General features: G+C 38.1%; 23 protein-coding genes. 10 read left to right on the forward strand and 13 right to left on the reverse strand.

Features of this window, described 5'->3' with window-relative positions:
• Positions 1 to 19: 19 nt before the first annotated feature.
• From nrfD to KJ849_08135, 13 genes are all read right to left on the reverse strand, one after another.
• Positions 20 to 1195, reverse strand: a complete 1176-nt coding sequence (gene nrfD, locus KJ849_08075; protein MBU2600514.1) for a polysulfide reductase NrfD — start codon at positions 1193 to 1195, stop codon at positions 20 to 22.
• Between the two features lie 54 nt (positions 1196 to 1249).
• Entirely contained in the window at positions 1250 to 1945 is a 696-nt protein-coding gene (locus KJ849_08080) for a 4Fe-4S dicluster domain-containing protein (GenBank protein ID MBU2600515.1), read from the reverse strand.
• A gap of 437 nt (positions 1946 to 2382) precedes the next feature.
• The gene (locus tag KJ849_08085; protein ID MBU2600516.1) at positions 2383 to 3873 is read right to left on the reverse strand and encodes a (Fe-S)-binding protein; all 1491 of its coding nucleotides are present in this window, start codon (positions 3871 to 3873) and stop codon (positions 2383 to 2385) included.
• Positions 3874 to 3949: 76 nt separating this feature from the next.
• Positions 3950 to 4675 carry a respiratory nitrate reductase subunit gamma gene (locus KJ849_08090; GenBank protein ID MBU2600517.1) on the reverse strand — a complete coding sequence of 242 codons (726 nt, stop codon included), beginning with the start codon at positions 4673 to 4675 and terminating at the stop codon, positions 3950 to 3952.
• A gap of 75 nt (positions 4676 to 4750) precedes the next feature.
• A complete protein-coding gene (locus KJ849_08095) occupies positions 4751 to 5086 on the reverse strand; it encodes a TusE/DsrC/DsvC family sulfur relay protein (protein MBU2600518.1) in 336 nt (111 codons plus the stop codon).
• 87 nt (positions 5087 to 5173) lie between these two features.
• A complete protein-coding gene (gene cobB, locus KJ849_08100) occupies positions 5174 to 6586 on the reverse strand; it encodes a hydrogenobyrinic acid a,c-diamide synthase (glutamine-hydrolyzing) (protein ID MBU2600519.1) in 1413 nt (470 codons plus the stop codon).
• A complete protein-coding gene (locus KJ849_08105) occupies positions 6587 to 6931 on the reverse strand; it encodes a CGGC domain-containing protein (GenBank protein ID MBU2600520.1) in 345 nt (114 codons plus the stop codon).
• Positions 6932 to 6981: 50 nt separating this feature from the next.
• The gene (locus KJ849_08110) at positions 6982 to 7512 is read right to left on the reverse strand and encodes a hydrogenase iron-sulfur subunit (GenBank protein MBU2600521.1); all 531 of its coding nucleotides are present in this window, start codon (positions 7510 to 7512) and stop codon (positions 6982 to 6984) included.
• 66 nt (positions 7513 to 7578) lie between these two features.
• Positions 7579 to 8046, reverse strand: coding sequence for a HEPN domain-containing protein (locus KJ849_08115; GenBank protein ID MBU2600522.1), 468 nt, complete (start codon positions 8044 to 8046; stop codon positions 7579 to 7581).
• Positions 8033 to 8350: a nucleotidyltransferase domain-containing protein gene (locus tag KJ849_08120; GenBank protein MBU2600523.1), complete on the reverse strand. Its 318-nt coding sequence runs from the start codon at positions 8348 to 8350 to the stop codon at positions 8033 to 8035. The genes KJ849_08115 and KJ849_08120 overlap by 14 nt, the downstream gene beginning before the upstream one ends.
• A 124-nt stretch (positions 8351 to 8474) precedes the next feature.
• Complete coding sequence (locus tag KJ849_08125) at positions 8475 to 8831, reverse strand: hypothetical protein (GenBank protein ID MBU2600524.1); 357 nt, start codon at positions 8829 to 8831, stop codon at positions 8475 to 8477.
• Positions 8832 to 8841: 10 nt separating this feature from the next.
• Positions 8842 to 9204 carry a DsrE family protein gene (locus KJ849_08130; GenBank protein MBU2600525.1) on the reverse strand — a complete coding sequence of 121 codons (363 nt, stop codon included), beginning with the start codon at positions 9202 to 9204 and terminating at the stop codon, positions 8842 to 8844.
• Positions 9205 to 9282: 78 nt separating this feature from the next.
• Positions 9283 to 10560: an NAD(P)/FAD-dependent oxidoreductase gene (locus KJ849_08135; protein ID MBU2600526.1), complete on the reverse strand. Its 1278-nt coding sequence runs from the start codon at positions 10558 to 10560 to the stop codon at positions 9283 to 9285.
• Between the two features lie 200 nt (positions 10561 to 10760).
• Here KJ849_08135 and KJ849_08140 point away from each other — a divergent pair, with 200 nt between their 5' ends.
• From KJ849_08140 to KJ849_08185, 10 genes are all read left to right on the forward strand, one after another.
• A complete protein-coding gene (locus KJ849_08140; GenBank protein ID MBU2600527.1) occupies positions 10761 to 10973 on the forward strand; it encodes an N-6 DNA methylase in 213 nt (70 codons plus the stop codon).
• 279 nt (positions 10974 to 11252) lie between these two features.
• Positions 11253 to 12596 (forward strand): cytochrome c biogenesis protein ResB, encoded by a 1344-nt coding sequence (locus KJ849_08145; GenBank protein ID MBU2600528.1) that lies wholly within the window; start codon positions 11253 to 11255, stop codon positions 12594 to 12596.
• Positions 12589 to 13410, forward strand: coding sequence for a c-type cytochrome biogenesis protein CcsB (ccsB, locus tag KJ849_08150; GenBank protein MBU2600529.1), 822 nt, complete (start codon positions 12589 to 12591; stop codon positions 13408 to 13410). Before KJ849_08145 ends, ccsB begins: the two co-directional genes overlap by 8 nt.
• A gap of 165 nt (positions 13411 to 13575) precedes the next feature.
• Entirely contained in the window at positions 13576 to 14754 is a 1179-nt protein-coding gene (locus KJ849_08155) for a radical SAM protein (GenBank protein ID MBU2600530.1), read from the forward strand.
• Positions 14755 to 14777: 23 nt separating this feature from the next.
• Complete coding sequence (locus KJ849_08160; GenBank protein ID MBU2600531.1) at positions 14778 to 15791, forward strand: radical SAM protein; 1014 nt, start codon at positions 14778 to 14780, stop codon at positions 15789 to 15791.
• 1 nt (position 15792) lies between these two features.
• Positions 15793 to 16752: a hypothetical protein gene (locus KJ849_08165; protein MBU2600532.1), complete on the forward strand. Its 960-nt coding sequence runs from the start codon at positions 15793 to 15795 to the stop codon at positions 16750 to 16752.
• Between the two features lie 102 nt (positions 16753 to 16854).
• Positions 16855 to 18864, forward strand: a complete 2010-nt coding sequence (gene ligA, locus KJ849_08170; GenBank protein ID MBU2600533.1) for an NAD-dependent DNA ligase LigA — start codon at positions 16855 to 16857, stop codon at positions 18862 to 18864.
• A gap of 63 nt (positions 18865 to 18927) precedes the next feature.
• Positions 18928 to 20058, forward strand: coding sequence for a SpoIID/LytB domain-containing protein (locus KJ849_08175; protein MBU2600534.1), 1131 nt, complete (start codon positions 18928 to 18930; stop codon positions 20056 to 20058).
• A 90-nt stretch (positions 20059 to 20148) separates the two neighbouring features.
• Positions 20149 to 21171 (forward strand): tRNA preQ1(34) S-adenosylmethionine ribosyltransferase-isomerase QueA, encoded by a 1023-nt coding sequence (queA, locus tag KJ849_08180; protein MBU2600535.1) that lies wholly within the window; start codon positions 20149 to 20151, stop codon positions 21169 to 21171.
• A 90-nt stretch (positions 21172 to 21261) separates the two neighbouring features.
• On the forward strand, positions 21262 to 22500 hold the full coding sequence (locus KJ849_08185) for a hypothetical protein (GenBank protein MBU2600536.1): 1239 nt from the start codon (positions 21262 to 21264) through the stop codon (positions 22498 to 22500).
• Positions 22501 to 22713 lie beyond the last annotated feature (213 nt).

The following is a 22713-nucleotide window of genomic DNA, read 5'->3' on the forward strand; positions in this document are numbered from 1 at the left end:
TTTGTAGATATAGGTTGCCTTATTTTTTTGCCTCTGTTGGCAATAAGGCAAAGAGTTTTAGCCCTAAGACATACAGCAGACCAACAATCGCTAAAATCCCGACTGCCTGAATAACCTCTAACGGACTAATCAAATAACTGCCTATTGCCCCATCCATAAATGGACTACTGACCTCATAACCCGGAAATAGTTCTACTGGAAATACCTGGCCCGGGATAACAATAATGAATCTTTCACACAGCACGCCAATAACTACCAATACCGATGAAAACACAATCCAGCCAATTGAATCTTTAGTTTTTGGGTTAAAAAGTATAATAGCCGGGATAATAGAGCCAATAAGTATCAGCCCAATCCAAAAGACTAAGCAATATTCATTGCCACTAAATAAAAGGAAATGTGCTGCCTCGTAAGTTGCCGGGGCATAAAGTCGGGTCAGGTTTTCAATGACAATAAGGTAGAAAACAACGAGGATAAATGCCACTAATAATCTACTCAAACCTATAATTAATTGCGGGTCTAAATATCGCTTAGTGCATTTAAAAGTCAGCAAAAGCAAGATAATGATTAACGCCGTTCCGGAGGATAGTGCGGCGGCAACAAAACTCGGTGGAGTCAAAGGCGAATGGTATAATTCACGACCACTGACAAAGCCAAAAATAGCCCCAGTCCCACTATGAACACAAATTGCCCAGACAACGGCTAATGTCCCTATTGCCTTAACCCATTTTGCCCTCTCGGTGAACATTGCCCAGAGATAGACAATGCAGATAACAATATAGGCTGAATACAGAAAACCGTTCCAGGAGAAGATAGAGGTTGGGTTCAGGTAGAAAAATGCCATCGTAATCCGCTCCGGTCTGCCGAGGTCAAGACTGAGAGATAATAATGCTCCCACTAAAAGCAGTGCGGCTAAATAAGCCGCTACCCTGGCGAAGCTTTTGTATTCTGTTTGCCCAAATACGGATGATAAAGAAGATAGCACCAGTGAGCCGGCACTTAAGCCAATTAAATAAATGGTCAGGACAATCGGCATTCCCCATGGTACCTGGTTATTCATTCCGGTTAGATAATGCCCCTTGGTGTACATCAGGTAAGAGGAATACAGACCACCTGAGGCTAACACAGTCAGCACTGCTACTAACAGATAAAATCTAATTGTTTTACCCTCTATTTTAGTGAAATATATCTTCATCCTTTAGTTACCCTCATCAGAAAAATAGGTCTTATAAGACTTATCGCCATTACTTTACAATCCTAAGTAATAGACCTTTGGCTTTGAGCTTAAATCAGGTCGAATGGTTTTAGTTTTACCTGAGGCAATTAATTTAGCTATCTCGCTTTGTGAGTTATTCAAATTGCCAAAAACCATAGCCTTTTCCGGGCAAGCATCAACACAAGCCGGCATAAGCCCTTTATCTATTCTGTGGACACAAAAATTACATTTTTCCACTACCCCATGCATTCGTTTGGGAACATCAGGGTTAGTCCATTTATTAGTTTTCTTAAACACAAACGACCTCGATTTATAAGGACAGACAATCATACAATATCTACACCCAATACATCTATGTTCATCAATCAAGACAATCCCGTCCTTACGTTTAAAGGATGCCTTAACCAAGCAGACCTTAACGCAAAATGGGTCTTCGCAATGGTTACATAGCAAAGGAATAGGTCGGTTTTGGGCATTAGGGAATTTGGGTTTTATGTTAGCCACCCTGAGCCAATAGTTATCTGGTGGGACATTATTTTCTTTGCGGCAGGCGTCTACACATATGGTACAGCCTGGCTTACATTTGTTTAAATCAATCACCATACCTAATTTAGTCTTTCCAGAAGCAGTATCTTCTGCCCGTAAAAGGGAGACTAATTGAGGTAATGGGGCTATGGCTGCTCCTAATACCAATCCACCACCTATTTTAAGAAAAGTCCTTCTATCCATAATTACCTCTTCTCAATTGTCCGACTTGTCAGACTTATAACAATTAACGCCCCCGACCCTCTGAATAATAATGGCACTCAAAGCATTCCGGTTTCACACCAACATAGTTATGACATCTGTTACAAAATTCCTCACGATTAGCGTGGCAGGTGCGGCAGTTTGCCAGACTATGAGCAGTATTCCTTCTGCCACAACGAACTACCTTTTCCCGTTCTTTTTTAAGAATATCCATGTGATTTGCCCGCATGTAATTTGTCTCTTCCACGCATTTGCCTGGTTTATGAATTACCATGTCAGGTTTTGGCACTTTGTGACCTACTCCTCCACGCAAGACATTCAATAACACCGGGGATGTAATTATTACTAAAAAGATTAGGACGCCGATGATAGCTAATAGCTTTTTCACAATTATCCTCCAGTCAGACGAGTCCGACAAGTCAGATCTGTATAGCCTTTGAGACAAGTTGATGGACACCGCCAACCATCTCCATTGGCAAGCCATATTTAGGGAATACGGCGGTGAACTGGGCTTTACAGACAGCACAAATAAGGGCGAAGAAATTTACTCCGTGGCTATCCACCACTTGTTTTAAGGCTTGCATTCTGGGCATTACCCCGGCTACCCGCACTTGCATAAGTTCATCTGTAAGTAAGCCGGCACCTGCCCCACAGCAAAATGTATTTTCTTTAATCGTTTCCTCCGCCATATCCACATATTTATTACAAACCGCTTTAATCAATGCCCTGGGGATTTCAAATTGACCACCTGCACAATTACCCATTCTGGATGCCCGGGCAACATTACAGGAATCATGGAATGTTACGCTGAACTCGTCATTTGCCGATTTATCAATCTTCAACACCCCACGATTTATCAAATCCATAGTGAACTCACAAATATGTTGTGGTCCCGGATATTTTGGGTCAAGGGTATCAAACGGACCAACCAATGTATTCCAGAAGCTGTAGGCAACCCGCCAGGCATGACCACATTCACCTACAATAAGTCGTTTTACCTTTAAATTGCGGACTGCATCGGCAATTCTTTGGGAAACCTTCTGCATAATACTATAATTTCCGATAAACATCCCAAAGTTACCAAACTCAGCCGCATGGGAACTTATTGTCCAACTTATTCCAGCCTGATGGAAGACCTTGGCGTAACCAATTAATGATTCTATATGAGGTGAGGCAAAGAAATCCGCAGAAGGGGTAACCAAAAGTATCTCTGCTCCCTCCTCATCCATCGGCAGCCGAACATCTACACCTGTGGCTTCCTTTATCTCTTCCTCAACAAATTCAAGGGTATTCTTCAAAGCATTTGGCTGAAGCCCTAAATTATTGCCTATGGTTAAAACCTTGCCTAAAACCTCTGTGGTATATTTCTGCCCGACACCTATGGCATCCATTATTTCCCTTGCCGCCATGCAAATCTCAGCGGTATCTATACCATAAGGGCAATAAACAGAACATCTTCGGCATTGGGAACACTGATAAAAATAGACATACCATTCATTCAGCACATCCTCGGTCAAATCCTCAGCATTAGCCAATTTACCGAGCATCTTACCTGCCGGGGTAAAATATCTACGATAGACCTTCCTCAATAACTCCTGTCTGGCTACCGGCATATTCTTTGGGTCTTTGGTACCGAGGAAGAATTGGCATTTATCCGCACACGAACCACATCTGACGCAAGTGTCTAAATAGACCTGAAGGGACTTATACTTTTTTAGCAGTTCACCCATTTTGGCAATAGCCTTTTGCCTCCAATCCTCCACCCGCTGAGTTGGAAAGCCAAGGATAGCCATATCCTTTTCCTTGCATGGATAGCTTCTGAACTTATCGCCGGAAGCCGCCCCTTCTTTAATCCTGGGTATCTCGATTCTACCTGTAATTTCAGGAATTTCTATTTCTACCTTCGCCATTTTAATTCATCCTTATTACTAATTTCGAATGTCGAATGTTGAATTTATTTTCAATTCGACATTCGACATTAGTAATTCAATCCCACGGATTCACATGCCGTTTTTCCCTTGAATTATCTACCTGATGTCTGGTTGGGCTAAAGAATATTCCACCGGCATGCATTAATTTGCTAAACGGAAAATAGATAAGCAAAATCAATATCAATGTAAGATGTATCAAAAATATTGGGTTTGTCGGCACTGCCTCAGGCTTGAAGGAAATCAAGCCTAATGTAAATGCCTTGACACTAACCAAATCAGGTCGGGTGATATATTTAAGCAAAACACCACTGGCGCCAATGCAAAATATAAGTGCCAGGATAAAATAATCCGCTAAGATAGATATGTAGGCTGTTTGGTCGATAAATATCCTTCGTAGTCCAAGATACCCAATAGCCAAAAGGAGGATATAGCCGGCATAATGTCCTATATTTTGGAAGAATACCTGAAAATACATCAGGCACTCCGGCACAGGATGGATAAAATATCTGGTATGACTGATTAAAATCACAAGCAGTGATGCATGAAGAACAGCACCACCAAGCCAGATAAATTTATTGCCTTTGAACAAACTGCGGAAGAATAATGCCTCGCAAGCGACACGAATGCCCGCTCCAAAGGCAGTGGTAGGGGCTGGAGTAGTAGGAATTTTAAGTGGGGATGGGGTTGCTCCATATTTCCAAATCTTAGTCAGGAAACCAAGAATAAAAATAGCTATAGCTATGTAAGTAAAGATAGTATAAAATACCGTTAAAGGATTCACAGCTACCTCCTTTAATTTTAGATTTTGAATTGAAATCTTTCCGAAATCTAAAATCCGCAATCCAAAATTTCTTCCTTATACACAACCTGTCGGTTTAGGAAGTCCTGCAATCTTACATGCCTGCTTGGCTGGTCCAGCAGGAAAAAGCTCATAAAGATATTTGTTATTGCCTTTTTCAGGGCCAAACATCTTTGCCATCTCTTTTATCAAAATCTTAATCATCGGTGCAATCTGATACTCTTTATAATAACTCTTTAAGAAATTCACTACTTCCCACTGTTTCTCATCCATCTCAATATCTTCTGTTTTGGCAATCTCCAGAGCTATCTCTTCGTTCCAATCATCAAGATTCAGAAGATACCCCTCTTCGTCTGTCTCATAAAATTTCCCCTTTAATTCAAATCCTTCCATAATTTTTACCTCCTTTCCTTTTTTTATTTATATCACAGTAATTTAAATATAGTAAATTAAAAAATTTTTATAGTCCGATAAATAAAATTAATAAACCTTCCTCTTTTTCACACACCTTTGAATAAAGGCAACAAATTGGGATGCCCACTGAGGAACACCAACACTGTGTAAATGGGTATAGCCGGCGATAACATTTTTATAGATAATTCCATCGTGAGAACCATCTATACCTTTGCCACGAATAACCCTGAAAGCAAAATCCAACCCCTGTGGATTAATAATTTGTGAATAGTGGAATTCATGTCCGGGGATTTCTCCATCAAAGCAAAACCAGTTAGACTTACCTGTTTGTTCCAAAGTTACATAACCATGTCCTTGTGGTTTTTCATAGACCTTGACATCACAGGGTAGAGCACCAACCATCTCTTTAGTTGTCCCGTTGTAGGATATACTTTTGGCTAAATACATCAAACCACCGCATTCAGCATAAACAGGCATACCTTGTTCTATTGCGGTTTGAATCTCCTGCCGCAGAATTCTATTTTCTGACAGGGTTTCTATAAACATCTCCGGGAAACCACCGCCAAAGTATAAACCGTCCACCTCCGGTAACCGACTATCCGTCAAGGTATTAAACGGTATAAGTTCTGCTCCTGCCTGCTGAAGTGCAACTAAGTTCTCAGGATAGTAAAAGGTAAATGCCGTGTCCCTGGCTATTCCAAGTCGCACGGTTGGGGAAGAGAAATATCCCCCGCTGGCGGGGGTTAGGGGGTGGATTCCGTTCTGTTCTAATTCAGGCAAAAAAGGGGAGGATTGCCTCACTGCTGATGCAGATAGTTTCAGCACCGCATCTAAATCTACATATCTTTTCACGGCATTAGCGAGAGATTCAATTATCGGCATTAACCGGAAATCCTCTTTTAGGGGCATTAATCCTAAATGCCGTTCTTTAATCTCAATCTCATCTAATTTTGGTAAAACACCCAATACCTCTACATCGCAGTATTGAGTAATAGCGGATTTTAGCTTTTCTTCATGCCGTGTGCCGGCAACCTTATTTAATATAATGCCTCTGATTAAATTATCCGGCTCAAATTGTTGATAACCAAGCAAAAGGGGTGCTATCCCTCGTGTCATTCGACTTGCATCTATAACTAAGATAGCAGGTGCTTTCAATAGTTTAGATAGATATGAGGTGCTGTCCTTGCCTTCCCTGTCCAAGCCATCATAGAAGCCCATATTTCCTTCTATAACGCTCAAATCAGCATCCTGACCGGCTAATTGAAAAACCTCAATGAGTTTTTCCTCACCCATCATAAAGAAATCTAAATTATGGCATTGGGTCTTGGCAGCCGCAGTCAACCACATCGGGTCGATATAATCAGGCCCTTTTTTAAAGGGCGCCACCTTCAAACCTTGTTCTTTTAGTGCGGCACATAACCCTATGGAGATGGTTGTCTTACCCGAACTTCTCCCTGGGGCAGAGATAATGATTCTCATTTACTCTTCCTTAGTCGTCGTGCCTTTTATAACCCTTATCTTTAGCTTTTCTTCAATATCCTTAGCACTCTGGTCAATATGTTTACATCTCGGTGGCTTGTAGCAACAGGAAGCCAACATAATCACATCTGCCTGCACTAAATCCTTCATCACCTCTGCCTTCTCAAACCTACCCTTACCCGGACAGCCATTACAGGAGCAAAAGGCAACAATAACCGGATTATCAAGCTCTTCAAATCTACCCTTTTTGTTCATACAGGCAAGAAAACAACTAACATGTGAGCTATATTTTGCACAGCCCATATCCCAACGCAATTTGCAGGCAATAATACCTACCTTGGTCATAAATCTACCTCCTTTTAAATCTTTCTGACCAGTCAGACAAGTCAAACTTGTCAGAAAGACACTGTATTCATTTTTACGGCTAATTTTGCCAGGTCATAGACCTTACCGATAAGCCATCGCAGCCTTTCTTTCCGGGCTACCATTAAGGCAATATTCATCTTTTCCTCAAGGTCATTCCTCTCTGCCAGTGGTGGTAAATCCTGAATCCGTTGCGTAAATCCAGAGACCACCTCAGCAAATCGTGCCCCTTCTGCGGCAGAGACCCAATCAAGCATAAATCGTTCATGCTCAATGCTGCATTGCTTAAGCACCTTTTCCACAAAATGCATCTTCTTTTCTGCCTGACAATTACCGTTTTGATAGTGGCAGTCACCCGGATGACAGCCTAGAACAAGCACCCCATCAGCCTTGGACTTAAATGCCCGAAAGATAAAGACAGGATCAATTCGACCTGAACACATCACCCTGATTACCCTCAGATATGGTGGATATTGGATACGAGAAACCCCAGCCATGTCTGCACCAGCATAGGCACACCAATTACATAAAAAACCGATTATTTTAGGTTCAGAGTTTTTAATCCCATGATATTTGCTCCTTTAACTTGTAAGATTAGATAGTGAACTTCTACAAGTAGGCAAATAGTTTCACTCCACCGTCTTTTTCTTTTCTTCCATATTTGTCAACTGAATTCCGTAATCAAGGTTTGATTTCGATACTTCTTTACCTTCGCAAATAATTGTATTTACCCACTTATGCAATTCTATAAGCAATACGAAGATTCCATCAAAATCAACAGGTTCTTCCTCCTCTTGATAAATATCATAACGAAATTCAACAGCAAAAGGAGTCAAAAAACGAATATCTTCTAATTTTTCTGGTAAAATAATACCATGTTTTTTACCCAAGTCTATCAAGTCTGTCAATCGATGAGTAAATGGAACTTCAATCCCCTGATAGGCTAAGACTGCTTTAAGCATCTTCTCAGCCGTTTGCTGAGCATGAAAACCTAAGATTTCTTCAGCAATGTCTGGGTCTTGCCGCCATTTTTCAAGAACAATCATATCTTGAATAGCCTTACACAAAAACATTTCTGCAAGTTTACGATTTTTCATAACACAATCGCCCTTCAGTTTTTGCCCTATACATAACAGTTCCAGGTACATCAGACCATTCGTTAAATGTGGATTCACTCATTACCAAGATATCTACAGGAATACACATTGAACGAATTGCATCATGGAGACGAACCATCTCCTTCCGTCGGCTCTTTAGTACTTGCTCGACGACTAAAAAGTCTAAATCAGATTGCTTTCGAGCATCTCCACGAGCATAGGAACCAAACAAATATATCTTTTGTGGTTTTGCTGCTTTTATCAACTGCTCGATTGCTTTTTTAATTATCTCTTCAGAAATCATGGATTAACTCCATTTTTTGTAACTGTTCAGACTATACATCAGAAGTGTAAAAAGGGGGATAAGAAAATAAGAAAAGATATGGTTATTATTCATTTTTAATTTATAATTTCCTTATCCCTTTTTCTTACACTACCTGACTGTTACAAATTATCTCGCATAATTTACTCCTAAAAGCCTTCAGCCTGCCAATGGCATGAGAGGCAGCAGCATTAGCTTGAGATATGGACTCATGGATTGATTTTGGGCAGTGAGCCAGACCACACAAAAAGATCCCATCTGTGGCAAAGTCAACCGGTCGCAGCTTAGCATGTGCCTCTAAGAAAAAGCCGTCTTGATTCAAGGGTACCTTCAACTGTTTGGCCAGAACCTTATTATCAGATTGCGGCACAATAGCCGGAGCAAGAACGATCATATCCGCAGCTAACACCACATTCACACCAAGTATCGGGTCAAATACCTCTACCTTTAATTTGTCTGACAAGTCAGACTTGTCAGAAAGACACTGTATTCATTCGGACAGCTAATTTTGCCAGGTCATAGACCCCGGAGAACTTTGCCCCTTCTACCAGGTCTTCTTCTTTAATTCCTCTAGCTTCCGCGCAAGGCTTACAAACCAGAATAGGTATCTTGAGAATCTGGCAAATCTCAAAGGCATCGCTAAACGCCGCCAAGCCCACACCTTGAATAGTCTCTTGTTGAGCAATCCCTTGTTTAGCGAAAATAGCCGCATCATTAGCCAGAAAGATAGTTACCGTATCTTTATTCTCTTTTGCCGCCTTGGCGGTTAAGAAAGCCAGGGATGCCCGATTGGGATCATCTAATCCACAGGTACACAAAACTAAAAGTTCTGCCATTAAAACACCTCCGAACTCCTGGAATTAATTCTTTAGAATTTCATTCGTTGCAATGAAAGGCTAACGCCTGAACTCCAATTAAACTCCGAATAAGGATTTACCCTCTTTGAGCATAGATACCTTTTTGCCTCTGGGACTGCAACGATTGGTGAGGATAGGGTCCCCCGGCAACTTACAGGTAAGAAGTTGATTCCAGTATGCCCATCTGAAGCCAAGTTTACCCTGATGATTTATCCTGGTTTCTTTTAGCAGAGAAAATGGTCCAATCACAGGGAATGGAAATTTACCCGGCACCGGTTCTACCTTGTAATTAAAATCAATAAGCAATGCCTTGTTAAACCCGGATTCAATAAAGCAATTGGAATGTCCATCAAATTTTGCCGTTGGCTCTTTACCCTCTATTTCACTTAAAAGATTCTCAGTCATTACCTCAGATTCAAAATGAGCCACAGAGCCGGCTTTTGATGTAGGCAGGTCCGTGCCGTCACCAATAGAATAGATATTGTCGTGGCCAATAGCCTTCAGGGTCTGCTTATCGGTCCGAATATATCCTGCACCATTACCTAACCCGGAGTTCTCAATTACCTCGGCACCCTCAGTAGGTGGAATAGCCACCAAAAGGTCATAATCCACTTCCTGTTTAGTATAAGATTTGATTTTTTTATTCACAAAATCAACCTCACCAAGGTTAAAGTCCGGGGTTATCTTAATTTCCTTCTTTTTAGCTATTTCACTAAAAACACTACTGGCTATTGGTTTTGTGAATGCCCCTGCAAGAGGGGTAACAAGCTCTATCTCTACCTTATGACGAATACCCCTTTTATGAAAATAATAATCAGCGAGAAAAACAAATTCTATCGGTGCTACCGGACATTTAATAGGATACTCAGCGATATTGAAGACCAATTTACCTTTTTCAAATCGTTCCAGTGCCCGTTGAATTTTTATAGCACCTTTAGGGGTGTAGAAATCAAATACATTTTTCTCATACCCATCCATCATCCCATCTATCTGTTCAGGGATAATCCTGCAACCCAGTGAGCTAACCAGCCAATCATATTGAAAGTCACCTGCTTTAGTCTTGACTTGTTTGTTTTGGTGAGCTATCTCTGTTATCTCTGAATTAACAAAATCTACACCTTTTGGAAGTAGTGTCCTTATCGGTCTGGAGATATCCGGTAGTTCCTTGTATCCACGAAACTTGAATGGAAGAAACAAAAGACCCGGCTGATAATAATGCAACGAATTCTTGTCTATAACTGTAATTTCCCATTCCTGTGGACTTAATTTCTTGCGGAGATGATGAGCAGACATCACTCCTCCTGTTCCTGCACCTAAGATAACTATCTTCTTCATTTATACTACCTCCTTTAACAATTGATAATTACTACTTACTACCCACACCTGCTCCCTGAACCCTTAAGGCTCTTCCGGAATATAGTGGGTAGATAAAAGATATAGACAAATTGCATCTGGATGAGATAAAATAACACTCCTAAATCATCACAAAGAAAGGAGTGATACCCGCCAGCAATTCTAATTATGACTCGCTAATAATGGTTAGGCAAAGTAACAATCTTGAACAGTGGGTTAAGTGCACTCCGCGCCACATTATTAATTTTATTGTGGCGGCAGTTGACCCGAAGAAAGACGAAACGATTTGTGATCCTGCTTGCAGAACGGCTGGATTTTTGATTTCCGCTTATAAACATATTCTCAAACAATATGAAATCCCCCTTAATCCCCCTTTTGATAAAGGGGGAAAGTAGCAAAGCTGCAGGGGGATTTAAATCGCTTACTTGTTTATTTATTCCTTACCTGATTGGAGTGATAAGTATCTTGTTTTTGGCACTGGACTAGAATCTGTTTTGTAAATTTTCATAATTAGAATTGCTGAGTGATACCCACCAGATACAAGAAAGAAATTATCTCACAGAACTTTTAGGGTTGCAATGATTTTTTGTAACAATAGGATATTTTTATTTTGGCTTGTCAGGATTATATTTTAGATCTATTTACATTACAAATTTTGAGAGAAACAATGATTTATGGACAAGATAAAAAAATTCTTTAGCTCAATCAAAGTAACGATAGCATTATTAATCATATTGACCCTATCTTCCATTATTGGAACTATTATTCCTCAAAATGGCGAGGAGCAAGCCTATATAAATAAATACGGAGAAAGTCTGTCTTACGTCTTCACTCTGCTCTCTATCACCGATCTTTACCATTCCTGGTGGTTTATAGGGATTTTAGCCTTACTGAACCTGAATATTATTGTTTGCACACTCCATAGGCTACCTTCTGTTTTTAAGCTAATCAATCGGCCTAAAAAAGAGATAGATACCCAGTACATTTCAAGCCTGCCATTAAATAGTAGGAACTTCTACCCTCTAGATATAGTTGATGCTCGTAATTTTCTGACAGACAGACTTCGTAAAAAAAATTATCATCTGTCAGTGATTAGCCAGAAACCAACAGAAATAACCCTTTTTGCAGAAAAAGGAAGATTTGGCAGAATGGGTTCATTTATAATCCATTCAGGCATTTTCATCATTCTGTCAGGTGGTGTAATTGGGGGCTTGTTTGGGTTTAAGGAGTATCTAGAGATAAATGAGAAAGAGATAGTTACTGTTCCTCATACTGATTTTCGCTTGCGGGTTGATGATTTTAATGTTGAATTTTACCCTGCCTCTAAAATGCCTAAAGATTATAAGAGCACCTTAACCATTATAGATGAAGGTAAAGATATACTGACAAAGACCATAGAGGTGAATCATCCACTGGTTTATAAGGGGGTGTGGTTTTATCAGGCAAGCTATGGTGTGGGTGAGGTGAAGGGGATAAATATAAACGTGCAAAAGAGCAATAATGATAAGGGGCAAGATTTCACGGTCAAAACAGGGGAGAGCATTATCATTCCGCAAACTAATTTCTCTTTTAAAATGGCACAATTCTTGCCGGATTTTATTATGGAGAGGACTAAAATATATTCTATTTCAAAAGAACTTAATAACCCAGCAGCTAAACTTAATGTGTATAAAGAGGGAAAATTCATATTTACCCAGTGGGTCTTTTATAATTTCCCGGATTTTCATCCACTAAAGGTAGATACAGAGCTAAAATTTAAGCTGGTTGGATTTGACGCCCCTCAATACACAGGCTTGAAAATAGTAAAAGACCCTGGGGTGCCAATTGTCTGGACAGGTTGCGGACTGTTGATAATTGGACTGATTCTCTCATTCTTCGTATTCCATCGCAGGTTATGGATTATATTGACAAAAAAGGATAAAGATACAACCGCCTTAATTGGTGGAACGACTAACAAGAATAGATTTGACTTTGAGCAGGAGTTTGGGGAATTGGTAGAAGGAGGTAAGAATGGATAGTTCTGTATGGTTTGGCATTGCCTTGGTAGTTTATGGATTGAGCACCTTGCTATACATAGGATCTTTGTTGTTCAAAAAGCTCAATTTAAGTCGAGTAGCTACCTTTGTGATAATAATAGGAGCTTGTGCCCATACAATAGGACTATTAATAAGAACAATAAAGGCAGGTCATGCTCCCTTTTCTAATTTATATGAGTCAATGGTCTTCTTCTCCTTGTCAATTGTTATTGTCTATTTTCTTATTGAATACAGGTATAAATTAAAGGTTATCGGCGCTTTTGTTAGTCCAATCGCCTTTTTAGCCATTGCCTATGCCTCCCTGCTTCCACCCCAATACAAGAAGATTACCCCGCTGGCCCCTGCTTTGCAGAGCTATTGGTTAGAAATACATGTCATTACCTGCTTTTTAGGTTATGCAGCTTTTACTGTTGCCTTTGGGGCAAGCGTTATGTATTTAGTTAAAGAGTGGCTTTCAAAAAGACCTCATGGCTTTTATCAAAAATTGCCGATAGAAGATTTACTTGATGAGTTAGGTTATAGGACTATTGCTATTGGGATGGTGTTTCTAACGCTTGGCATAATTACCGGTGCAGCCTGGGCAAATTATGCCTGGGGAACTTACTGGAGTTGGGATCCAAAAGAAACATGGGCATTAATTACCTGGCTTATCTATGCTATCTACCTCCATGCCAGGGTAACTACTGGCTGGCGAAAGAAAAAGGCTGCCTGGCTATCTATAATCGGATTTGCAGCCGTTATCTTTACCTATCTGGGGGTAAATTTCCTGATGGCTGGGCTGCATAGTTATGTGTAACCCCAAATGACCATAGAGTGCAGAGAGATTACTTCAAAGATAAAAAATTCTATATATAGTAGTTATTAACGAAAAAAGAATATTTTTGAAATTTTAGTAAAATATCTTTGTGATTTAGTGTCAAGTTGTTTATAATTACCTTAATTAAACATATAAAGGTCTAAAATGATTGGTCTTACGAAACTACTCTGTGGCACTGCTACAGTCTCTGATGCTATAAAATTTGGCAGGGATAGTTCCCAGCTGCCACCCAATATGCTGCAATTTTCATCTGGTGAGCACCCATTAGTAGTCTGGAATATGACTAATAGATGCAATTTGCATTGTAAACATTGTTATATTAATGCCAATGACTATGAATATAAAGATGAACTTTCGACAGAGGAAGCAACTCGTCTCATTGATGATTTAGTTACAATCCAATCACCAGTGCTATTGTTTTCTGGCGGAGAACCCTTACTTCGTGAAGATATTCTTGAACTCGGTACTTATGCTTCTTATAAAGGATTACGTCCTGTCATATCGAGTAATGGGACACTTATTACCTTGGAGATTGCACAGAAGATTAAAGATGCTGGATTTCAATATGTTGGTATTAGCCTTGATGGTAGTCGTAAGACTCATGATGAATTTAGAGGAATTCAAGGAGCTTTTGATAGTGCAATTTGTGGAATTAAGAATTGTTTAGAGGCGGGATTGAGAACGGGTATACGATTTACAATCACTAAATATAATTATTTGGATTTACCTTTAATTATTGAGTTACTAATTAAGGAGAAAATTCCGCGATTCTGTATGTATCACTTAGTCTATGCCGGTAGAGGGAGAGGATTAGCCAAAGATGATATTACCCTTGAGCAAAAAAGAAATGTGATTAACTTCTTAATCAATAAAACCCAAGAATTATTTAATCAAGGTATAGAGGTTGAGATTTTAACAACAGATAATCATGCCGATGGAATCTATCTCTATCAGTTAATTAAAGCTAAATATCCAAGTAGAACTGAGGAAGTAATGCAATTACTTAAGATGCATGGAGGTTGTTCTGCAGGTAAGAAATTTGCTAATATCGATTCTCAAGGTAATGTCCATGCATGTCAATTTTGGGGGCATAAAGACCTTGGTAATATTAGAGAGAGAAAATTTAGTGAGATTTGGAGGGATAGATCTAACGAACTAATATGTGAATTACGCAATATAAAGAGTAAGATTAAAGGCCGATGTAGTAAATGTAATTACCTTGAGGTATGTGGTGGCTGTCGTATTCGTGCCGAGGTAGCCTATGGAGATATATGGGCAGAAGATCCTGCTTGTTATCTAACCGATGAGGAGATACTCGGATAAATGAAGGAGGTAGCAAAGAAGATATGAACGTTCTCCTTCCTAACTTGATCGCCTGGGAGATTACCAGAAGCTGTAATCTCAATTGTAAGCATTGCCGTGCAAAAGCCAGTTTAGGACCTTATCCAGGCGAGCTTTCTACTCAGGAATGTTTTAAACTTTTAGATGATATTGCTGCTTTAGCTAAGCCTATAATTATCTTAACAGGCGGAGAGCCGATGCTCAGGGAGGATATATATGATATTGCTAAACATGGAAACTCACTTGGGTTCAAGGTAGTCATGGCTCCCTGCGGTCTATTGATAAATGAGAAGACTGCCAGAAAGATAAAGGAGGCAAATATCCAGAGGATAAGTGTCTCTTTAGACGGAGCCACTGAAGAATTACATGATTTAATTAGAGGATTTAATGGGGCTTTCAAGGGAGCCCTAAGAGGTATTAAGTATGCTAAAGAGGCTGGGATAGACTTCCAGATAAACACCACTGTGAGTAAGTATAATCTGAAGGAGATACCTCATATATTAGATTTAGCTCAGGAGTTAGGCGCTTCTGTCTTTGACCTTTTCCTTCTTGTTCCCACAGGTAGGGGCAAAGAGTTAGTTGATTGCGAGATCTCTGCCCAGGAGTATGAAGAGGTAATGAACTGGGTTTATGATAAATCCAAAGACTCTCACCTGAGGATAAAACTGACCTGTGCACCACATTATAACCGGGTCTTACTCCAAAGGGAAGAACATCCTTCGAATTCTATGACCAAGGGGTGCATGGGTGGTGTAACATTTGCTTTCATATCTCATATTGGCAAGGTGCAGATCTGTGGATTCTTAGAGATTGAATGTGGAGATATCAGAAGAAAGACTTTTCCTTATATTTGGGAGAACTCCGAGGTCTTCAAGATAATAAGAAAGATAGATTCCTATTGTGGAAGATGCGGATATTGCGAATATCGAAAGGTATGTGGTGGGTGCAGGGCTAGAGCATATGGAATAACTGGGGACTATTTAGCTGAAGAGCCGTATTGTGTATATGAGCCTAAATAAGATGGAACTTTTAACCTTACTCCAAAGAGATTTTCCTTTAATCTCAAAACCTTTTTCTGTATTAGCAGAGAGGTTAGCTATCTCAGAGAGAGATCTCTTGGCTAAGATAGAGAAGATTCTCTCTGAGCAGAGAATAGTCCGGATAGGACCTGTCTTCGACTCTAAAAGGTTGGGTTATAAAAGCACTCTTTTAGCAGCTAAAGTATCTCAAGAAAAGTTAGAACAGGTAGTACCTGTAATTAACCATCTTAGAAGTGTTACTCATAACTATTTGAGAGAGGATGAGTATAACTTATGGTTTGTCTTAATTGCCCCATCTGAGTTAGTTCTAAATAAAACTATTGCTGAATTAAAGGAAAGAACAAAGATAAGAAAGTTTCTCAACCTGAAACCCAAGAAGAGGTTTAAGATAAATACTAGCTTCGCATCGATCCAAAAGATTAATGAGATTAGAAAAACCTCTCCCGATCTACGGCTGGCAGAAGAGGATAGAAGACTGATTAACAAGTTGACCTATTCTATCCCATTAGTATCCGCTCCTTTCAAGAGGATTGGAGAAGGGTTAGGACTTGAGGAAGAGGAGGTCTTAAATAAGATCTCAAACTGGCTAAAACAAGGGATAATCAGAAGATTTTCAGCCGTAGTTAATCCGACTAAGATAGGATTTGAAGGTTCGGCTTTGGGGGTATGGAAGGTGGAGAAGGAAGAGGTAAATAAGGTTGGGAGATTGATGGCTGAATTTACAGAGGTAAGCCATTGCTACCAGAGGATTACCTGTCCTGAGTGGGGGTATAATTTCTATACTATGCTTCATGGAAAAGATAGAAAGGATTGCCAGAGGATTGCAGAGAAACTATCTCTAGAATCAGGTGCCACTGAATTTAAGCTTCTTTTTACCTTAAAGGAGCTGAAGAAAGAGACTATACACTATTTTGAGGAGGAAGGTGAGAAAGAGAGATGACTCAATTAATGGAATAAGAAGAAAATGCTACGATAACAGTCCACCAATTCTCATTATGAAAATTTCTTTTGCCGATTATAGCTCTTCTACGAAAGAAAAAAAGTGAATAAAATTAAGGATCGTATTCAAGAATTAATAAACTTAATTAATTACCATGATAGGAAGTATTACTTAGAAGCCCAATTAGAGATTTCAGACTTTGAATATGATCAGCTTTTTAAAGAGTTAAAGAATTTAGAAGAAGCACATCCTGCTTATCTTCAAACAAACTCTCCTACCCAAAGAGCAGGAGGGACTCCTTTAGATCATTTCCAACAAGTAGCTCATAAAATTCCGATGCTGAGCTTAGATAACACTTATTCTAAAGAGGAGTTAATAGAATTTGACCGCAGAGTAAAGAGATTGCTCAAAGAAGATAAGATTGAGTATGTAGCTGAACTTAAGATTGATGGAGTAGGCGCATCTCTTATCTATAAAGATGGTCTCTTTGTTCAAGGGGTAACCAGAGGAGATGGTCTCAGGGGGGATGATATTACTTTAAATTTAAAGACTATCCATAGCATTCCTTTATCTTTAAAGGAAAAAGTTAACTTTGAAGTTCGAGGAGAAGTACTTCTGAAAAAGAGTGATTTTATAAAGATAAACGAAGAGAGAATAAAGAATAATGAGCTTCCTTTTGCTAATCCAAGAAATGCTACCGCTGGAACATTGCACTTGTTAGATTCAAAGGAAGTAAGCAAGAGAAGATTGTCTATCTTTATTCACTCCGTATGTTATCTAGAAAATGAGCAATTTACCACTTATGAGGAGTCAATTAAGAAGTTTGAAAGACTTGGGTTAGTAACCGAAAGACACCGTAAGCTTTGTCGAAGAATAGAAGAGGTAATTACCTACTGCCAGGAATGTGAAGAAATAAAAAATAAATTAGATTATGAAGTGGATGGTATGGTAGTCAAGGTAAATTTAATTTCTCATCAAAGAATTCTTGGTTTTACAGCTCGTAGTCCTCGTTGGGCTATTGCTTATAAGTTTACTGCCCAACAAGGAACAACTATAATTAAAGATATCATCATTCAAGTAGGCAGAACAGGAGTCCTAACTCCAGTAGCTATTTTAGAACCGGTAAGAATAGCTGGTGCTTGGATTAAGAAAGCTACCTTGCATAATGAAGATGAAATTAAGAGAAAAGATGTGAGGGTGAATGATAGAGTGATAGTGGAAAGAAGTGGAGATGTAATCCCTAAAATAGTAGCGGTCTTGCCAAGCAAGGAACGGTCTTCTTCTTTTGAGTTTCCAAAAAGTTGCCCGGTATGCGGAAGTAGTGTTGTCAGAAAAACAGATGATGCAAAAACATTTTGTCCTTCCGTTGATTGCCGGGCTCAAGTTAAACGTCGGATAGCTTATTTTGCCAGTAAATCTTGTTTAGATATAGATGGATTAGGAGAAAAGATTGTAGATCAATTAGTAGAAGAGAAAATAATTACTAATATTTCAAGCTTATATCAGATTTATCAAGAAAAGGAGAAGATCTTATCTTTAGAAGGATGGCAAGAAAGATCGTTTCAAAATTTATGCCAAAGTATTGAAGCTTCTAAAAAAGCACCCTTGGCTAAGCTTATTAATGCCTTAGGCATACCCAATGTAGGAAGCCAAACCGCCCAAGTCTTAGTTTCTTACTTTAGCTCTTTAAAAAGACTTATGGAAGTTTCTCTGGAAGAGCTTATGGAGATAAAGGATGTTGGTCCTGCAGTCGCAGAGAGGATAGTAAATTTTTTTAGCCAAAAAGAAACTAAAGATCTTGTTACTGACTTAGAAAGTTATGGATTTGAATGTTTAAAAAAAGAAGATAAAAGACAAGAGATTAAAGAAAATATCTTCCTTGATAAAGAGTTAGTCATTACGGGAAATCTTAAAGAGTTTACCAGGGAGAAAGCTAAAGAGATCATAAGGGAGATGGGCGGAAAGATAAACTCTGAGGTGGGAAGAAATACTGACTATTTAATAGTTGGAGAAAAACCAGGTTCTAAATTAAAAAAGGCTAAAGAATTAGGAATAAAGATCTTGGAAGCAGAGATATTTAAAGAGGAGATAAAAAGATGGCTTGTTTCTTAATAACTAAGCTATACTCAGACACTACCGAAAATCTATTAGTCAGATAAACTTTAAGGTAAGGTTATGTATCAAATACTTATTTTAATTTTTCTTTTTATCACCCTTTTTATCACTCCTGATGCCTTCTCTCAAGATTTAAGAGTTAAGATTGGTAGTTTTAAAAATATCTATCTTTCTTCTCCCTTGCCTTATGGAATTGTTCAAAAAGAGAGTCAAGAGGTTTTATATCAAGGCGATCTAACTAAAGAGGTTACAGTTCTTGGGAGAGGCATTGATATTTCTGGAATAGGGATTTATAGAGATCCTTTAGTAATAGAGTCTAGTTCAAAATCTTTTATAAAAATAAATAACAAAAGGTATCGGGGAAGCTTAGAACTTAGTGTTTCTGGGGATAATATTAAAGTAATTAATATTATTGATCTAGAGCAATTTCTATCTGGAGTAATCGGTGGAGAGATGCCTCCTAAATGGCCTGAGGAGGCTCTTAAGGCTCAAGTTATAGCTTCAAGAACATTTGCTTTAAAAAATAGAGGTAAGCATAAAGAAGAAGGATATGACTTTTGCAATGGTTGGCATTGTCAAGTTTATAAAGGGGTAGATGCCGAAACTTTGGAAATAAGAAAGATTATAGATGAAACTAAGGGGTTGGTTTTAGTTTATAACAATATACTTGCTAATACTCCTTTTCATTCTTGTTGTGGCGGAGTTACGGCTAAGAGTAGCTTAGTTTGGAATAGCACAAGTGAATACCCATATTTAGAGTATGCGATAGATCCTTTTTGCAAAGAAGCCCCTCATCAAAGATGGAGAGAAATAGTTTCGGAAGATACCATAAGAAAGAAACTATCAAAAAGGGACAGTAGCTTAGGGGAAATATATAATATTACTCCTATCAATATAGGATTAGATGGAAGGGCTAAGAATATCTCAATTAACCACTCCAATGGAGAATTAATCTTAAATGGCAATGAATTTAGGTTAATTTTAGATCCAACCGTGATAAGAAGTACTCACTTTATTGGCATTGAAAAGATAAAAGATAGATTTGTCTTTTCTGGATATGGATGGGGACATGGCGTAGGGCTTTGCCAATGGGGAGCAAAAGGCATGGCGGAAAGTGGTAAAAATTATCAAGAAATTTTAAGATTTTATTATCCAGGAACAAGCTTAAAAGATAGCTCTACCTCAAACTAATCTGGTGAGGCCAAATTGCCATCACTGGTGAAGACTTTAAAATTAATTTGCTTTAGATCAAATTTTCATTAATAAGTGCTATAAGGTTATATGAAACTACATGAGTTAGATTATCATCTACCCTCTGCTTTAATTGCTTATGAAGCTTTAAAAAAGAGAAGTCAAGCTCGATTATTAATTTTAAATAAAAAAGATGGTGGCCTTGAACATAAAACATTTAAAGATATTATAGATCATCTTTACCCAGGTGATGTTTTAGTCTTAAATGATACCAAAGTATTTCCAGCTAGACTAAAAGGTATAGATCTCTTAAATTACTCTAAAGTAGAAATTTTATTATTAGAAGGTTTAGCTTCATCCAATATCTGGAAGGCTTTAGTTAAACCAAAAAAAAGATTAAAGATCGGTCAGGTCTTTAATTTTAAGAATAAGATATTTGCCTATGTTTTAGACATTATCGATAATGTGGCTGTCTTAGAGCTAAATTATCAAGGAGAACTCTTTGAGCTCTTAGACCAGATAGGAGAAATGCCTCTTCCTCCTTATATTAAAAGAAAGGAAAAAAAGAGTGATAAGACAGACTATCAAACAATTTATGCTAAAGAAAATGGTTCCATTGCTGCTCCTACCGCGGGACTTCATTTTACTAAAGCCCTTTTAAAAGAAATAAGAAAGAAGGGAATAAGTATTGCCTATCTTACTCTCCATGTAGGATGGGGAAGTTTTAAACCAATAAAATGCGAAGAGATAAAAGACCATGAGATGTGGTCGGAATTTTATCAAATAAGCCAAGAGGAAGCTGAGATTATCAACCAATGCCAAGGAAGAGTAATAGCAGTAGGGACAACTACTACCAGGGCTTTAGAATCTGCTTATTCCGAAAAAGAAAAGAAAGTTTTAAGCGGAGAAAGAACTACTAATATCTTTATTTATCCTGATTATAAATTTAAAGTTGTTGATGCCTTAATTACCAATTTTCACTTGCCAAAGTCAACTTTATTAGCTTTGGTTTATGCTTTTGCTACAAAGAAGAAAGCCCAGAATGCTTATCAAGAAGCGATAGGTAAGGAGTATAAGTTTTATAGTTTTGGTGATGCTATGTATATTTATTAGTTTAAAGAAAGATAAAGATGAAAGGCAGGGATCTTAAGTTATTATTGTCTGCTACCGCTGATAATTTTATATTATTAAAGAAAGATAAAGATGAGAGGCAAGGATCTTAAGTTATTATTATTTAGTTTTATATTAATTGCTTGCTTGGGTATTGCTTTACCTCCAAAGGCTATTTGTCTAAAACTTGATGTTTATGCCAAGCTGGACTTAGAAAAGAAAGGCGGCAAGGAAGAATTAGCACCCGAAGAATCTGATCTTAGCAAGGAAGCAAAAGAAAATGGGAATAAGGAAAGTGAGTTTAAAGAAATAAACATTAAAGAAGAGTTTGAAAAATGGAAGAAGGTTCTTTCATCCGTAGAAGAAGTAGTAAGAAAAAGCGAAGAAAAACAAGCCTTTGTCTTATTATGGCAAGCAAAAGAACTTTTTATGAAAGCTAAAATAGATGATGAGCAAGGTAAGATAGATAAAGTTTTAAGCTTCTTGCAAGAAATGGCTGAATTTATCTCTAAAGCTAATAACCTTGCTTGTTCTTCTCTAGATCTCTCTAAAAAGATAACCTTAAGATTAATTTATTTAAATAAGTTAATCTTGGAAGTAGAAAATCTTCTTATTAACGAACCTAATAAAGAGATGGTGGAAAAAGCTAAAAATTTACTCTGGAAGGCTAAAAAAACTCAGGTGCAATCTCGGATGTTTTTAGATGATCGCGAAAAAGAGAAAGCCTTATCTTGTCTAAATGAAGGAGCAGCTTATTTAAAAGAAGCCTTGCTTGATCTTGGAAAAGACGAGCAGTTAGATAATAGAGAGCTGGCTTATTTAAGATTAGTTAAATTGGCGACTTTAATTGCTGAAACAGAAAAAAGGTTAAGATCTGTTAACCACAAACAAGCTCAGGATATCTTTAATGATGTCTTACAGGTAAGGAAGCTGGCTTTAAAGGCTTTTAAAGAGGAAGACTATTGGAAAGCCTTAGAAGGGACTAAAATTAGTACTAATTTGATAAGCAAAGTAAGCAAAGCGATAGAAGTTATTCCTCATCATAATAAAGATAGGAACAAGGATGATAATAAAGGAAATGCTCTTAAAGAAGGAGACCCTTCTCGTTTAGTTTATCTGGAATTAGGTAAAGGCTGGGGCTTAATTAAGAAAGCTAAAGAAAGATTAAGCTTAAATAAAGATAATCGTCTTCAAAAGATCTTAACCTTGAGTGAAAAATATTTTTCTAAAGCTTACCAATGTTATCAGAATAAAGACCTAAAGGAAGCTATGAGTAATTTAAGATTATCAAAATCTTTTGCTCTCAAGGTATTAGAAATAGCCAATGAGTAAAGTTTAATAATGAGTAAAGTTTAATCATGAAAAGATTATAATTAGAATTGCTGAGATGGATGATACTTTGATTCAGCAATTCTAATTATGAAAACTTACAAGACAGATTAACCTAATTTCTACGATTTTCATAGAAACATTAATGAATTTTCCCAAAGTTTGAATTAAAAAGAAACTTAATTTGATTCTAGTTCAGCCTTTTTAATCACACCT

This window comes from bacterium, from assembly GCA_018830565.1.
Classification (GTDB): domain Bacteria; phylum UBA9089; class JAHJRX01; order JAHJRX01; family JAHJRX01; genus JAHJRX01.